At 69.7% G+C, this 14,948-nt stretch carries 13 protein-coding genes and 1 pseudogene; 13 read left to right on the plus strand and 1 reads right to left on the minus strand.

Features of this window, described 5'->3' with window-relative positions; genetic code table 11:
• Positions 1 to 139: 139 nt before the first annotated feature.
• From murG to ACN675_RS23285, 13 genes are all read left to right on the plus strand, one after another.
• Positions 140 to 1,282: an undecaprenyldiphospho-muramoylpentapeptide beta-N-acetylglucosaminyltransferase gene (gene murG / locus ACN675_RS23225; protein ID WP_420753082.1), complete on the plus strand. Its 1,143-nt coding sequence runs from the start codon at positions 140 to 142 to the stop codon at positions 1,280 to 1,282.
• Positions 1,279 to 2,811: a UDP-N-acetylmuramate--L-alanine ligase gene (murC, locus tag ACN675_RS23230; protein WP_420753083.1), complete on the plus strand. Its 1,533-nt coding sequence runs from the start codon at positions 1,279 to 1,281 to the stop codon at positions 2,809 to 2,811. Before murG ends, murC begins: the two co-directional genes overlap by 4 nt.
• A 77-nt stretch (positions 2,812 to 2,888) precedes the next feature.
• Complete coding sequence (locus tag ACN675_RS23235; RefSeq protein WP_420753092.1) at positions 2,889 to 3,542, plus strand: cell division protein FtsQ/DivIB; 654 nt, start codon at positions 2,889 to 2,891, stop codon at positions 3,540 to 3,542.
• A gap of 195 nt (positions 3,543 to 3,737) precedes the next feature.
• Positions 3,738 to 4,925, plus strand: a complete 1,188-nt coding sequence (gene ftsZ, locus ACN675_RS23240) for a cell division protein FtsZ (protein WP_197254136.1) — start codon at positions 3,738 to 3,740, stop codon at positions 4,923 to 4,925.
• Complete coding sequence (gene pgeF, locus ACN675_RS23245) at positions 4,922 to 5,668, plus strand: peptidoglycan editing factor PgeF (RefSeq protein ID WP_420753084.1); 747 nt, start codon at positions 4,922 to 4,924, stop codon at positions 5,666 to 5,668. The genes ftsZ and pgeF overlap by 4 nt, the downstream gene beginning before the upstream one ends.
• A complete protein-coding gene (locus ACN675_RS23250; RefSeq protein WP_420753085.1) occupies positions 5,665 to 6,405 on the plus strand; it encodes a YggS family pyridoxal phosphate-dependent enzyme in 741 nt (246 codons plus the stop codon). Before pgeF ends, ACN675_RS23250 begins: the two co-directional genes overlap by 4 nt.
• Before the next feature lie 32 nt (positions 6,406 to 6,437).
• Positions 6,438 to 7,109, plus strand: a complete 672-nt coding sequence (locus tag ACN675_RS23255) for a cell division protein SepF (RefSeq protein ID WP_420753086.1) — start codon at positions 6,438 to 6,440, stop codon at positions 7,107 to 7,109.
• A 111-nt stretch (positions 7,110 to 7,220) separates the two neighbouring features.
• Positions 7,221 to 7,511 carry a YggT family protein gene (locus ACN675_RS23260; protein WP_072813817.1) on the plus strand — a complete coding sequence of 97 codons (291 nt, stop codon included), beginning with the start codon at positions 7,221 to 7,223 and terminating at the stop codon, positions 7,509 to 7,511.
• Positions 7,512 to 7,766: 255 nt separating this feature from the next.
• Positions 7,767 to 8,621: a DivIVA domain-containing protein gene (locus ACN675_RS23265; RefSeq protein ID WP_420753087.1), complete on the plus strand. Its 855-nt coding sequence runs from the start codon at positions 7,767 to 7,769 to the stop codon at positions 8,619 to 8,621.
• A gap of 43 nt (positions 8,622 to 8,664) precedes the next feature.
• Complete coding sequence (locus ACN675_RS23270; RefSeq protein ID WP_420753088.1) at positions 8,665 to 8,886, plus strand: hypothetical protein; 222 nt, start codon at positions 8,665 to 8,667, stop codon at positions 8,884 to 8,886.
• A 314-nt stretch (positions 8,887 to 9,200) separates the two neighbouring features.
• Positions 9,201 to 12,377, plus strand: a complete 3,177-nt coding sequence (gene ileS, locus ACN675_RS23275; RefSeq protein WP_420753089.1) for an isoleucine--tRNA ligase — start codon at positions 9,201 to 9,203, stop codon at positions 12,375 to 12,377.
• Between the two features lie 84 nt (positions 12,378 to 12,461).
• Positions 12,462 to 13,799, plus strand: coding sequence for a DNA polymerase IV (locus ACN675_RS23280; RefSeq protein ID WP_420753090.1), 1,338 nt, complete (start codon positions 12,462 to 12,464; stop codon positions 13,797 to 13,799).
• A 66-nt stretch (positions 13,800 to 13,865) separates the two neighbouring features.
• Positions 13,866 to 14,432 (plus strand): hypothetical protein, encoded by a 567-nt coding sequence (locus ACN675_RS23285; protein WP_420753091.1) that lies wholly within the window; start codon positions 13,866 to 13,868, stop codon positions 14,430 to 14,432.
• Positions 14,433 to 14,520: 88 nt separating this feature from the next.
• Here ACN675_RS23285 and ACN675_RS23290 read toward each other — a convergent pair.
• Positions 14,521 to 14,948 (minus strand): annotated as a pseudogene (locus ACN675_RS23290) (hypothetical protein); the annotation flags it as partial.

Raw genomic sequence — 14,948 nt, forward strand, 5'->3', positions numbered from 1 at the left:
ACCGTACAGCCAAGGGACGCACAGCCAAGGGACGCACAGCGAACGGCCGCACGGCGAACGGCGGTCGTCAATCGAACGCCGCTCGCAGGTCGAACGGCGACGGCAGAGACCGAAGAACCGGAGAGCGAGGAAATCGTAGGTGAGTGGGGAGCAGTCCGCCCTGTCCGTGGTGGTGGCCGGTGGTGGCACCGCCGGGCACATCGAACCCGCCCTGGCGGTGGCCGACGCGATCCGGGCGCTGGTACCCGATGCGACCGTGACGGCCCTGGGGACCGAACGCGGCCTCGAGACGAAACTGGTCCCGCAGCGCGGCTACCCCCTCGAACTGATCCCGCCGGTCCCGTTGCCCCGCAAGCCCACGATGGACCTGCTGAAGCTGCCCGCCCGGGTGATCGCGTCGGTGCGCCGCACCCGCGAGGTCCTCGACCGGGTCGACGCCGACGTCATCGTCGGCTTCGGCGGGTACGTGGCGCTGCCGGCGTATCTCGCTGCCGGTCGGGGTCGTCGCCGCATCCCGGTCGTCGTGCACGAGGCGAACGCCCGCGCCGGCATCGCCAACAAGATCGGTGCGCTGCGGGCGTCCCGGGTGCTCGCGGCGGTCCCGGGCTCGGGCATCGTCCGTCGCGGTGACGCCGAGATCGTCGGGATCCCGGTCCGCGCGTCGATCACCGGCCTGGATCGGGCGGCGTTGCGCGCCGAGGCCCGCCGGCACTTCGGGCTCCCCGCCGAGGGACCGGTCCTGCTCGTGTTCGGCGGTTCGCAGGGCGCACAGTCGCTCAACGCCGCGGTCTCCGGGGCCGCGGCCGAGCTCGCAGGAGCCGGGATCTCGGTGCTGCACGCGCACGGCCCGAAGAACACCCTCGACGTGCCCGAACACCCCGATCACGACCGATTCCCCTACGTGGCGGTGCCGTACCTCGAACGCATGGATCTGGCGTACTCCGCAGCGGACGCGGTGATCTGCCGATCCGGTGCCATGACCGTCGCCGAGGTGTCGGCGGTGGGGCTGCCGGCGGTGTACGTGCCGCTTCCGCACGGCAACGGCGAGCAGGAACTCAACGCCCGTCCGGTCGCCGCGGCCGGGGGTGGGATGATCGTCTCGGACGCCGACCTGACGCCGGCGTTCGTGGTGGACTCGGTGATCCCGCTTCTCGCCGACGTGCAGCGGCTCACCGAGATGGGGCGCCGCGCCGCCGGAGCGGGACACCGCAGCGCGGCAGACGAAGTCGCCCGGATCGTGCTCGACGTGGCCGGTGCGGGCACGAACAGGAGTGATCGATGAGCGAGCAGCTACCCGCCGAACTGGAGCGGGTGCACATGGTGGGGATCGGCGGAGCCGGAATGTCCGGCATCGCGCGCATCCTGCTGGCTCGCGGGGGCCAGGTGTCGGGATCGGACGCGAAGGAGAGCCGCGGAGTGCTGGCCCTCCGCGCGCGGGGGGCTACCGTCCGCATCGGGCACGACGCGAGCGCCCTGGACCTGCTCGAGGGTGGACCGACCGCGGTGGTGACCACGCACGCCGCCATCCCGAAGGACAATCCGGAGCTGGTCGCCGCGCACGAGCGGGGCATCCCCGTGCTGCTGCGCCCGGCCGTGCTCGCCTCGCTGATGCGCGGACACCACACGTTCCTGGTCTCCGGCACCCACGGCAAGACGTCGACGACGTCGATGCTGGTGGTCACGTTGCAGCACTGCGGGTTCGATCCGTCGTTCGCGGTCGGCGGCGAGTTGAACGAGTCCGGTACCAACGCCCATCAGGGCAGCGGCGACGTCTTCGTCGCCGAGGCCGACGAGAGCGACGGATCGCTGCTGCAGTACGAGCCGAACGTGGTGATCGTGACGAACGTCGAGGCGGATCACCTCGACTTCTTCGGCACCGCCGAGGCGTACACGCAGGTGTTCGACGACTTCGTCGCCCGTATCGCGCCCGGCGGGCTGCTCGTGGTGTGCCTGGACGATCCGGGTTCGGCCGCACTGGCCCGCCGCGTCGTCGAGCGTGACATCCCGGGACTGCGCGTCGCCGGGTACGGCTCGGCCGACACGATCGGCACCGGCGACCTCGCCGACGGTGTCCCGGTCGCGGTCCGGCTGGTCGCGTGGGAGGCGAAGGACGTCGGCGGTGTCGCCGAATTCCACCTCGCCGGCGAGGACGCCCCGCGGACGGTTCGGCTGTCGGTACCCGGACGCCACATGGCCCTCAACGCGCTGGCGGCCCTGGTCGCGGCGCTCGAGGCCGGCGCCCCGGTCGACGAGGCCATCGAAGGTCTGGCCGGATTCGGTGGTGTGCACCGGCGTTTCCAGTACAGCGGGCGTGAACACGGTGTGCGGGTGTTCGACGACTACGCCCACCATCCGACCGAGGTGCGGGCCGTGCTCGCCGCCGCCGCGGAACTCGTTGCGGGCGAACCGTTGCGGTACGCAGAATCGGGCACCGAACGCCCCCGCGTGATCGTCGTGTTCCAGCCGCACCTGTATTCGCGGACCGAGACGTTCGCGGAGCAGTTCGGATCGGCGCTCGATCTCGCGGACGAGGTCGTCGTCCTCGACGTCTACGGTGCGCGCGAAGAACCGATCCCCGGAGTGAGCGGCGCCCTGGTCGCACAGGCGGTGTCCAAGCCGGTGCACTACCAGCCGGATCTGTCTCTGGTGCCGCGTCAGGTGGCGCAGTTGAGCCGCCCCGGCGACATCGTCATCACGATGGGTGCCGGTGACGTGACGATGCTCGGACGGCAGATCCTCGACGCGCTTCGCAGCAAGCCGGGCCGGTTCCGGTCGGGTCCGGTCGACGGATCGGGGTCGGGCCGCCCGTGACCGAGACACCGACCCGGTCCGCCCGGCGACGCACCACCCGCGCGGCTGCGCGGCGGCCCTCCGGCCGGTCGGTCCGGCTGCGCACGGTGCTCATCGGTGTCGGCGTGGTGATCGGCGTGCTGGCAATCATCGCGGTCGCGTGGCTGTCGCCCCTGCTGTCGGTGCGCACGGTCGAGGTCGTCGGTGCCGAGACGATTCCGCGGGAGGACGTGCTCGCGCAGCTCGCCGTCGCGGAGGGAACCCCGCTGCTGCGGGTCGACACGGCCGCTGCGGCGCAGCGCGTGGCGGAGTTGCCGCGTGCCGCGGAGGTGCGGGTTCAGCGGGTCTACCCGTCGACCGTGCGGGTCACCGTGACCGAACGGGTCGCCGAGGTGTTCTTCGAGGCGCCCGACGGGACACATTCGGTCGACGCCGAAGGTGTCGACTTCGCGGTGGAGCCGCCGCCGATGCAGATACCGCGACTGGTCACCGCGACCCCCGGGACCGGTGATCCGGCGACGGTGGCGGCGCTCGAGGTCCTCGGCGTGTTGCCTCCCGAAGTGCGGTTCCAGGTGACAGAGGTGGCCGCGGCGTCCCCGACGGACATCTCGCTGACCCTGCTGGACAGCCGGATCGTGGTGTGGGGTGGAACCGACCGTTCGGACCGGAAGGCGGCGGTCGTGACCCACCTGCTCACCCAGCCGGGCCAGACCTACGACGTGGCCGCTCCGGACCTGCCGACGGTGCGGTGACGTGATGCGCGGAAATTCGTGGCGAGTCGTCGGCGCGTCTGCTGGCATATGGCGGTCGTAGTGCCATAGCGTTTCGCCTCAGTCCGGTTACTTGACATAACCTTCAACCTGTGGTTGAGGGTTTGCCCGGTAGCCCAACATGTACGAGACATCGATCGATCGAAGCGTGACCCGAAACCAGGAAGGCGAGAGCCCATGACGCCCCCGCACAACTACCTCGCCGTAATCAAGGTCGTCGGTATCGGCGGTGGCGGCGTGAATGCGGTCAACCGCATGATCGAGCAGGGACTCAAGGGAGTCGAGTTCATCGCCGTCAATACCGACGCGCAGGCTCTCCTGATGTCCGACGCCGACGTCAAGCTGGACGTGGGACGGGAACTGACCCGCGGTCTCGGCGCCGGCGCCGATCCCGAAGTCGGCCGCAAGGCTGCCGAGGACCACAAGGACGAGATCGAGGAGGTGCTCAAGGGCGCCGACATGGTCTTCGTCACCGCCGGTGAGGGCGGCGGCACCGGTACCGGTGGTGCCCCGGTCGTCGCCAGCATCGCGCGCAAGCTCGGCGCGCTGACCGTCGGTGTCGTGACCCGGCCGTTCTCGTTCGAGGGCAAGCGCCGCGGCAGCCAGGCCGACACCGGCATCCAGACGCTGCGCGAATCGTGCGACACGCTCATCGTGATCCCGAACGACCGGCTGCTCCAGCTCGGCGACGCCGCCGTCAGCCTCATGGATGCGTTCCGGTCCGCGGACGAGGTGCTGCTCAACGGTGTTCAGGGCATCACCGACCTCATCACCACCCCGGGTCTGATCAACGTCGACTTCGCGGACGTGAAGGGCGTCATGTCGGGCGCAGGGAGCGCCCTCATGGGCATCGGTTCGGCGCGGGGGGAGGGCCGGGCCATCAAGGCTGCCGAGGCGGCCATCAACTCGCCGCTGCTCGAAGCGTCCATGGAAGGTGCCCGCGGCGTGCTGCTGTCCATCGCGGGTGGCTCCGACCTCGGTCTGTTCGAGATCAACGAGGCGGCCTCGCTCGTGCAGGAAGCCGCGCACATCGACGCCAACATCATCTTCGGCACGGTGATCGACGACTCCCTCGGCGACGAGGTCCGGGTCACCGTCATCGCGGCCGGATTCGACGGTGGAACCCCGGCCCGGCGCCCGGTCGAGGCACCCGCCCAGCCGGCCGCCCGTACCGGCACGATCAGCCCGGCTCGCGCGGGGGAACTCGGCCGCAGCGAGCGTGCCGAGGAGGCTGTCCGTGAGCCGGCACCCACCGCCGGCGCCGGAGCCGTCGGCGCGCCCGGCAGCGTCCAGCCGCGTCCCGTGCCCGTCGACGACGAGGACGGCGACGACGACGTCGACGTGCCGATCTTCATGCGACGGTGACGGTGTCGCAGAGGACGCTCCGCGCACGCAGGGTCGTCACCACGCGTGCCGGCGGCGTGTCCGCACCTCCGTACGACTCGTTCAACCTGGGCGACCACGTCGGTGACGACCCGGCCGCCGTCGCCGCGAATCGCCGCCGTCTCGCGTCGGTGATCGGGCTGCCGTTCGAGCGGTTCGTGTGGATGGAACAGATCCACAGCCGCAACGTCACCGTGGTGGACGGTCCGGTCGACGGCCCGGTGCCCGCCACCGACGCGCTGGTCACCCGCGAGGTCGGTCTCGCCCTGGTCACCCTCAGCGCCGACTGCGTGTCGGTGCTGCTGTCCGACGAGGAGGCCGGCGTCGTCGCCGCCGCCCACGCCGGCCGGATCGGGGCCCGCATCGGGATCGTGCCCAAGGTCGTCGAAGCGATGGTCGATCTCGGGGCGCGGCCCGAACGGATCGGCGCGTTCCTCGGACCGGCCGCGAGCGGCCGTCACTACGAGGTTCCCGCGGCGATGCGCGACGACGTCGAAGCGCACCTGCCCGGCAGCGCCACCCGCACCGTGAAGGGCACCCCGGGCCTGGACCTGCGCGCCGGCCTGCGCCGCCAGCTGCTGTCGCTCGGCGTCGCTGGGGTGGCCGAGGACCCGCGGTGCACGATCGAGGACACGATGCTGTTCAGTCACCGGCGCTCCGCCCCCACGGGCCGGCTCGCGTCGGTGATCTGGCTCGAGGAACAGCCGTCGGAGCGCCCCGAATGAGCGAAAAAGGAGCCACGGACGCTCGCCGCGCCGAGCTCGCCGAGGCCCTCGCCGCGGTGCGTGCCCGTCTGGACGAGGCGGCCCGGGCAGCCGGCCGCGCGCCCGGTGACGTGGCCCTGCTGCCGGTGACCAAGTACTTTCCGGCCTCCGATGCGATCCTGCTGCACGAACTGGGATGCCGATCCTTCGGCGAATCCCGGGAACAGGAGGCCACGCCGAAGATCGCCCGGTTCCGCGAATCGGTCACCGACCCCGGCGTCGCCTGGCACATGATCGGTCGCCTGCAACGCAACAAGGCGCGCGCGGTGGCCCGGTGGGCGCACACGATCCATTCCGTCGACAGCATCCGGCTCGCCGCCGCCGTCGCGGCCGGAGCGCGCGCCGCGCAGGAGTCCGGTGATCGCACCACCCCGATCCGGGTGTTGCTGCAGGTCAGCCTGGACGGCGACCCGCAGCGCGGCGGGGTGGTCGCGGCCGATCTCGAAGCCCTGGCCGCCGCGGTGGCCGACGCGGACGGTCTCGAACTGGCGGGGTTGATGGGAGTGCCGCCGCTCGGCTGGGACGCCGACGCGGCGTTCGAGCAACTCGCGCGACTGCACGCGCAGGTCCTCCTCGACCACCCGGAGGCGACCGAGTTGTCGGCCGGAATGTCCGGTGACCTCGAGCAAGCGATTCGGTGGGGTTCGACATGCGTGCGTGTCGGAACCGCGGTGTTGGGCCGACGACCGTTAGCCTGATCTTCAACCGCCGCGCGAGGGAAGGGCGATCGATGAGCACACTCCACAAGTTCAAGGCGTACTTCGGGATGGTGCCGCTCGAGGACTACGAGGACGACTACCTCGATGATCCGGCGAGCGTCCGCCGTGAACGCGACCGTGAACGTGAGTACAACGATCCGTCGTATTCCGGTGGATACGGTCCCTCGCACCGGGACGAGTACCCGCAGTCGCGTCGGGACGAGCCCGTCCACGATTTCCCTCAGGACGATTTCGATCGGTACGAGGCGCCGGCTCGCCCGGCGCGGGTCGAGCCGATCTCCGCGCGTGTACCGCGCGCTGCCGCTGCACCGAATCGCGCTCCCGGCCGATCCTCGCTGGCGGGGGAGCCGCGGCTCGAACGCACCGAGGCGCGCCGCGGTGCCCTGTTCGACGAGGGAGGCCCGTTGTCGAAGATCACCACTCTGCGCCCGCGCGACTACAGCGAGGCCCGCACCATCGGGGAGCGGTTCCGTGACGGCACCCCGGTCATCATGGACCTCGTCGAGATGAGCAACGCCGATGCGAAGCGACTCGTCGACTTCGCGGCCGGGCTGGCGTTCGCGCTGCGCGGCTCGTTCGACAAGGTCGCCACGAAGGTGTTCCTGCTGTCGCCTGCCGACATCGACGTCTCCGCCGAGGAACGCCGGCGCATCGCCGAGACGGGCTTCTACAGCCAGCAGTGACCGTCGGCGAGGCGGTCCCGAGCCAGCGAAACGCCCGGGGCACGGTGCAGATCACCGTGCCCCGGGCGTTTCGGTTTTGATGGATCCGTCTTCGTCGGGCAGAGTGGGCGGGTGGCCGTATTCGAGGTGCTCTGGTTCCTGCTCTTCATTTTCTGGCTCCTGTTGATCGGGCGAATCATCGTCGAGTTCATCCGAACCTTCGCCCGGGACTGGAAACCGACCGGTTTCGTCGTCGTCGTACTGGAAGCGATCTTCACGGTCACGGATCCGCCCGTGAAGCTGCTCCGACGGCTGATTCCCCCGCTTTCCCTGGGGGGCGTGCGGCTCGATCTGTCCATCATGGTCTTGCTGTTCATCGTCTATTTCTTGATGGCGTTCATCCCGCGCGGAGGCATGGCCTGATGGCCGACACCCGCGTCGCACAGGCTGCGCCGACGCTGCTCTGTGCCAGAATGGAATGCCATATACAGTGGGGTCGATACGCGTGACGCATTGCAGGTATCGACAACACTGTGCTTTCGGCAGGGTCGTCGAAACCGACGGAACTGCGGATATACACACGACTGCGCATATCGACCTGATTGTCGATTTCGACACGAATGTGGATATCGCTGAACGCTGATTGACCGCTTACACGACGCGTGAAGGGACCCTTCCATGCCGCTGACACCAGCTGATGTGCACAATGTCGCGTTCAGCAAGCCTCCGATCGGGAAGCGTGGCTACAACGAGGACGAGGTCGACGCTTTCCTCGACCTCGTCGAGCAGGAGCTGACGACCCTCATCGAGGAGAACGCCGACCTGCGCCAGCGGGTGGCTGAGCTCGACCAGGAACTCGCCGAGGCGAAGAAGAGCGCGCGCTCGGGTGGGCAGGTGCCGTCCGCAGCCGCGAAACCGGAACCCGCGCGAGTCGTGGAGCCTCCGAAGCCGGAACCGGCCCCGGTTCCGGCGCCCGCTCCCGCCCCGGCTCCCGTGGCCGCCGCCCCGGCCGGCGGCGACTCCAGCATGCAGGCCGCCAAGGTGATCGGTCTCGCACAGGAGATGGCGGACCGGCTCACCAGCGACGCCAAGGCCGAGGCCGAGGAACTCGTCCGCAACGCCCGAACCAACTCCGAGCAGCTGGTGTCGGATGCGCGGACCCGCAGCGAGGCGATGATCGCCGACGCGCGCCAGAAGTCCGAGGCGATGCTGGCCGACGCGCGGACCCGCTCCGAGACCCAGCTGCGTCAGGCCAAGGAGAAGGCCGACGCGTTGCAGGCGGACGCGGAGAAGAAGCACACCGAGATCATGGCGACCATCAACCAGCAGCGTTCGGTGCTCGAGGGTCGCATCGAGCGGCTCAAGACGTTCGAGCGCGAGTACCGCGTGCGCCTGAAGTCGTACCTGGAGTCGCAGCTCGAGGAACTCGAGCAGCGTGGTTCGGCGGTGCCGGTCGACGGTGACGAGGACACGTTCAACGGGTCGAACTCCTCGTCGTTCGGTTCCACCTCGTTCGCCAAGGGCGGCAACTGATCGAGCACCGGGCCCGGTGCCGAACGTCGGATGAGGGTTCGACGTGCTCGTGGTGACTCTCGTTCTCGCAGCCATCGGATTCGGCCTGCTGGTCGTCGCGCTGATGACCGGGTCGGTTGCCTGGGCCTGGGCCTGCATCGTGGTGTGCGTGGTGGGAGCGGTCCTGCTGCTGGTCAGTCTGCTGACCAGCTCGCGAACCGCCCCCGCCACGCCCGCCGATCGACGGTCGCGGCGGCGCGACAGCGGCCGTGATCGAACCGACTGACGGCACGTCCTACAATGGATGAGTCCCGGTTCCACCGGGGTGGATGAGTCCCGGTTCCACCGGGGTGGATGAACCCCGGCACGTCCGGGGCGGCGACGATCCGGCCATCACCGGGGAGCCTTCGGAAGAACGGTCGACCCGCCATCGGCGGGGCGACCCAGTAGAACCGAACGGGTGGGCCCGTCACAGCCTGCACGAGTGGCCCGTCCGGTCCCGACCGGGCGGTGCAAGCGGGGTGGTACCGCGGTCGCGGCGCACAGTGCGCGGTGATCGTCCCCGTGCCGAGCACGTCCAGGCACGGAGGAGCCCCCGCAGTGACCGAGAATCCCGCAGCGACCGGCAACGCTGCACCCAGCGCAGACGCACCGACCCCGGCAGGCGGATACCCGCGCGTCGACTACGGCGTTGCCAAGGATGCGGGCGTCGATTTCCCCGACCTCGAGCAGCGCGTTCTCGCCCGCTGGGCCGAGGACGACACGTTCCGGGCGTCGCTCGCGCAGCGCGAGGGCGCCGAGGAGTTCGTCTTCTACGACGGCCCGCCGTTCGCGAACGGCCTGCCGCACTACGGGCACCTGCTCACCGGCTACGTCAAGGACCTGGTGCCGCGCTTCCAGACCATGCGCGGTAAGAAGGTCGACCGCCGCTTCGGCTGGGACTGCCACGGCCTGCCCGCCGAGCTCGAGGCCGAGAAGCAGCTCGGAATCAAGGACAAATCCGAGATCGACACGATGGGCCTGGCCGAGTTCAACGCGTACTGCAAGCAGTCGGTGCTGCGGTACACGGGGGAGTGGCGCGACTACGTCACCCGGCAGGCCCGCTGGGTCGACTTCGACAACGACTACAAGACCCTGGACCTGGACTTCATGGAGTCCGTCATGTGGGCCTTCAAGTCCCTGTACGACAAGGGCCTGATCTACCAGGGCTTCCGGGTGCTGCCGTACTCGTGGTACGAGCAGACGCCGCTGTCCAACCAGGAGACCCGGCTCGACGACGCCTACAAGATGCGTCAGGACCCGGCCGTCACCGTCGACATGGTGCTGCGCGCCCCCGGCACCGAACTCGACGGCGCCAACGCCCTGATCTGGACCACCACGCCGTGGACGCTGCCGTCGAACCTCGCGATCGCGGTGCACCCGGAGATCACCTACGTCGCGGTGCGGGTGGCCGGCGAGTCCGAATCGAAGACCTACCTGCTGGCGAAGGACCGCGTGGGCCACTACGCCCGCGAGCTGGGCGACGAGCCGGAGGTGCTCGCCGAGTACACCGGCGCCGACCTGGTCGGCCTCGCCTACGAGCCGCCGTTCGACTTCTTCACCGGCCGCGACAACGCGCACCAGGTGATCGCCGCCGACTACGTCACCACCGAGTCCGGCACCGGCATCGTGCACATGGCTCCCGCCTTCGGTGAGGAGGACATGGAGTACTGCCAGCGCAACGGCATCGAACTGGTGCAGCCGCTGGATCCGGGCGGAAAGTTCACCGCGATGGTGCCGCCCTACGAGGGCCTGCAGGTCTTCGACGCGAACCCGGTGATCATCAAGGACCTCAAGGCGGCCGGCAAGCTGCTGCGGCACGAGACCATCGAGCACTCCTACCCGCACTCGTGGCGTTCCGGCCAGCCGCTGATCTACATGGCAGTGCCGTCGTGGTTCGTCGCCGTCACCCGGTTCCGCGACCGGATGGTCGAGCTGAACCAGGAGATCACGTGGGTGCCCGAGCACATCCGTGACGGTCAGTTCGGCAAGTGGCTCGAAGGTGCACGCGACTGGAACATCAGCCGCAACCGCTACTGGGGCAGCCCCATCCCGGTGTGGGTGTCGGACGATCCCGCCTACCCGCGCGTCGACGTGTACGGCTCGCTCGACGAGCTCGAGGCGGACTTCGGGGTGCGCCCGGACGATCTGCACCGGCCGATGATCGACCAGCTCACGCGACCCAACCCGGACGACCCGACAGGCCGTTCGACGATGCGCCGCGTGCCCGAGGTGCTCGACTGCTGGTTCGAGTCCGGGTCCATGCCGTTCGCGCAGGTGCACTACCCGTTCGAGAACCAGGACTGGTTCGAGACGCACTACCCGGGCGATTTCATCGTCGAGTACAACGGGCAGACCCGCGGCTGGTTCTACACGCTGCACGTGCTCGCGACCGCGTTGTTCGACCGGCCCGCCTTCAAGTGCGTCGCCGCGCACGGCATCGTCCTCGGTGACGACGGCCTGAAGATGAGCAAGTCCAAGGGCAACTACCCGGACGTCAACGAGGTGTTCGCGCGCGACGGCTCCGACGCGATGCGCTGGTTCCTCATGTCCTCCCCGATCCTGCGCGGCGGCAACCTCGTCGTCACCGAGCAGGGCATCCGCGAAGGTGTGCGGCAGGCGCTGCTCCCGCTGTGGAACGCGTGGAGCTTCCTGCAGCTGTACGCGTCGAAGCCGGGCACGTGGCGCACCGATTCGCCGCACGTGCTCGACCGGTACATCCTCGCCAAGCTGGCCCAGACCCGCGACGTGATCACCGAGGCACTCGAGGTGATCGACATCGCCGGTGCGTGCGACGAACTACGCACGTTCTGCGACGCCCTGACCAACTGGTACGTGCGTCGTTCCCGGAACCGGTTCTGGGACGAGGACACCGACGCGATCGACACCCTGCACACCGTCCTCGAGGTCGTCACCCGCCTTGCGGCGCCGCTGCTGCCGATGGCGTCGGAGGTGATCTGGCGTGGCCTGACCGGTGGCCGCTCGGTGCATCTCGCGGACTGGCCCGAGGCCGGCGACATCCCCGCCGACCCCGAACTCGTCGCGGCGATGGACGAGGTGCGGGCGGTGTGCTCGACCGTCCTGTCGCTGCGCAAGGCCCAGCACCTGCGGGTGCGGCTGCCGCTGCCGAAGGTCACCGTCGCGACCCCGGGTTCGGCGAGCCTCGAACCGTTCGTCGAGCTGATCGGCGACGAGGTCAACGTCAAGCACGTCGAGCTCACCGACGATGTCGAGGCGCACGGCCGCTTCGAGGTCGTCGTCAACGCGCGGGCCGCCGGTCCGCGTCTCGGCAAGGACGTGCAGAAGGTCATCAAGGCGGTGAAGTCCGGCGACTGGACCGAGGCCGCCGACGGCACCGTGACCGCCGCCGGAATCGCGCTGCTCCCCGAGGAGTACACGAGCCGGCTCGTCGCCGCCGAACCCGAGTCGACCTCCGCGCTGCCCGGCGGCAGCGGCCTGGTCGTGCTGGATTCGACGGTCACCGAGGAACTCGAAGCCGAGGGCTGGGCGAAGGACCGCATCCGCGAACTGCAGGACGCGCGCCGCAACCTCGGACTCGAGGTGTCCGACCGCATCACGGTGACGTTCGAGGTGCCGGCCGACCGCGCCGAGTGGGCGGCCCGGCACAAGGACCTCATCGCAGGCGAGGTCCTCGCGACGACCTTCGAACTGGGGGCCGCGGGCGACGCGGGCGTCGACCTCGGTGAGGGCGTGCGCGCGGCCATCTCCAAGGCATGACCCCCGCCTCGTGCACGGTTTCGGTAGCACCCGCTACCGGAACCGCGCACGAGGACGGTCGGTGCCGCGAACTACCCTGAACCGGTGCCCGTCACCGTGAACCGGCGCTGGGTTCTCCACCTGGACCTCGACGCGTTCTTCGCGTCCGCCGAACAGCTGACCCGGCCGACCCTTCGTGGTCGGCCGGTGCTCGTCGGTGGGCTCGGCGCGCGCGGTGTCGTCGCCGGCGCCAGCTACGAGGCCCGCGTGTTCGGGGCGCGGTCGGCGATGCCGATGAGCCGTGCCCGCCGGCTCGTCGGGCCGTCCGCGGTGGTCCTGCCCCCGCGCGGCATCGTGTACCGGAACCTCAGCGAGGCGGTCTTCGAGACGCTGCGCTCCCACGTACCGGTCCTCGAGACGCTGTCGATGGACGAGGCATTCGCCGAGCCACCCGAACTCGCCGGCGCGAGTGTCGCCGAGGTCGAACGCTTCTGCGCGCAGTTGCGCGCGACGGTGCTCGAACGAACCGGCCTGGTGGCCTCCATCGGGGCCGGCTCGGGCAAACAGATCGCCAAGATCGGCTCCGGTCTCGCGAAACCCGACGGCATGCTCGTCGTGCGACCCGACGAGGAACGTGCCCTCCTGCACGGCCTGCCCGTCCGCAAGCTGTGGGGGATCGGGCCGGTCGCCGAGGACAAGCTGCGGCGGCTCGGCATCGACACCATCGGCGACTTCGCGGCCCTGCCGGTGGCCGAGGCCGCGTCCATCCTCGGCACGACCGTCGGTCCCGGGCTGCATCGGCTGGCCAACGGCATCGACGATCGCCCGGTCGCCGAACGCGCCGAAGCGAAACAGGTCAGTGCCGAAACCACTTTCGCGACCGACATCGTGACCATGAGCGACCTGCGACAGGCGGTCGCCGGGAGCGCGGTCGCCGCGCACAACCGGTTACGGAAGGACGGGCGTGCCGCGCGCACGGTGGTGCTCAAACTGCGCAAGGCCGATATGAGTATTCTCACGCGGTCCTCGACGCTGCCGTACGCCACCGAGGACCTGCCGACGCTGACCGGCGCGGCGCAACGCCTCGCGCTCGACCCCCTGGAGATCGGGCCCATCCGGCTGGTCGGCGTCGGCTTCGCGGGACTGTCGGCGATCCGGCAGGACTCGCTGTTTCCGGAGCTGGACCGATCGGTCGAGGACGACGAGGCCGAGTCCGGGCCACGACCGGTACTGCAGCAGCGCGCCGAGGAACCGCGGTCGCGGTGGCGTCCGGGCACCGATGTGAGCCACCACGAATACGGGCACGGCTGGGTTCAGGGCGCCGGACACGGACGGGTGACGGTGCGATTCGAGACCCGCACCACGGGTCCCGGACCGGCCCGGACCCTCCCCGAGGACGATCCGGCGCTCGTCGTCGCCGACCCCCTCGCCAGCCTCGCCTGAAGAAGTCCCGGCTCTCATGGAGTTCTTATCGCCGCCGGGTACGCTGGCCCCCGATCCGCTGTCCCGGTGGAGCATCCGCTGCTGGATGACCCGAGCACGATCCCGTGCACGATCGAGAACGAGAAGGACGAGAAGTTGAAGCTTCGCAAGATCACCGTCGCCACGGTGGCACTGGCCGCCGCCCTCACGATGTCCGCCTGCAGCTCGGACGAAGGTGACAGCACGACCACGACCGCGAAGACCACCACGGCTGCGACCACCACCACGACCGAGGCCGCCGCGTACCCGCCGGTTCCGACGGTGGAGGACCTGAACGCCATGCTGGCGCAGGCGTTCGACGAGACCGTTCCGGCCGACCAGAAGGTCAACCTGGTCGAGGGCGCCGCTGCCGACCCGACCCTGATCGATCAGGTGGCAGCCGCCGCCAAGCAGGCCGGTGCCCAGGTCACCGTCCTCGACGTCAACGACAACGAGAACGGCACGGCCACCGCCGGTATCGAGACCACGATCGGCGACCAGGTCGCCACCGGCACCGTCGACTTCGTTGCCGAGGACGGCGTGTGGAAGCTGTCGAAGAACAGCGCGTGCGGCATCGTCGCCATGGCGTCGCTGCAGTCGCCTGCCTGCGCCTGATCTTCCGGGTACCTGCTCTTTTCGAACACGGCGAGGGCCGGAGCGGACAACCGCTCCGGCCCTCGCCGTGTACGCGCCGGGGCGCCCGTCAGGGTTGACGAGCCTGCCAGTGCACCCGATCCTGCAGGGACTGTGCGAGCTTGGTGGTGCCCTCGGGATCGCTGTAGGCCTGGTCGCCGGCGAGTGTCAGTTCGCCGTCCACCGGAAGCGGTTGTGCCGGGTCGATCGTGAGGATTCCGTCCCCGGCCATCGTGAACGAATCGATGTTCAGGTGTCCGGCCTCGTTGGGCAGTTCCCACGCCGAGTCCTGGGGCGTCTGCACGATGTTCACCCGCACGGTGAACCGATCGCCGTCCCGCGCCACCAGCGTCGCGGTGCTCACCTGGTCGAGCGTGATGCCGCTCATCACCTGCTGGTGGATCTCCCACACCGCACCGACACCGATCGGGACGTCGGGGAACGAGACCATCCGGTACACGGCCTGATAGAACGCCTGCTCGATCGCGGCGCGCGCGG

This window comes from Rhodococcus sp. O3, assembly GCF_048897285.1.
In the GTDB taxonomy this organism is placed as follows: domain Bacteria; phylum Actinomycetota; class Actinomycetes; order Mycobacteriales; family Mycobacteriaceae; genus Rhodococcus.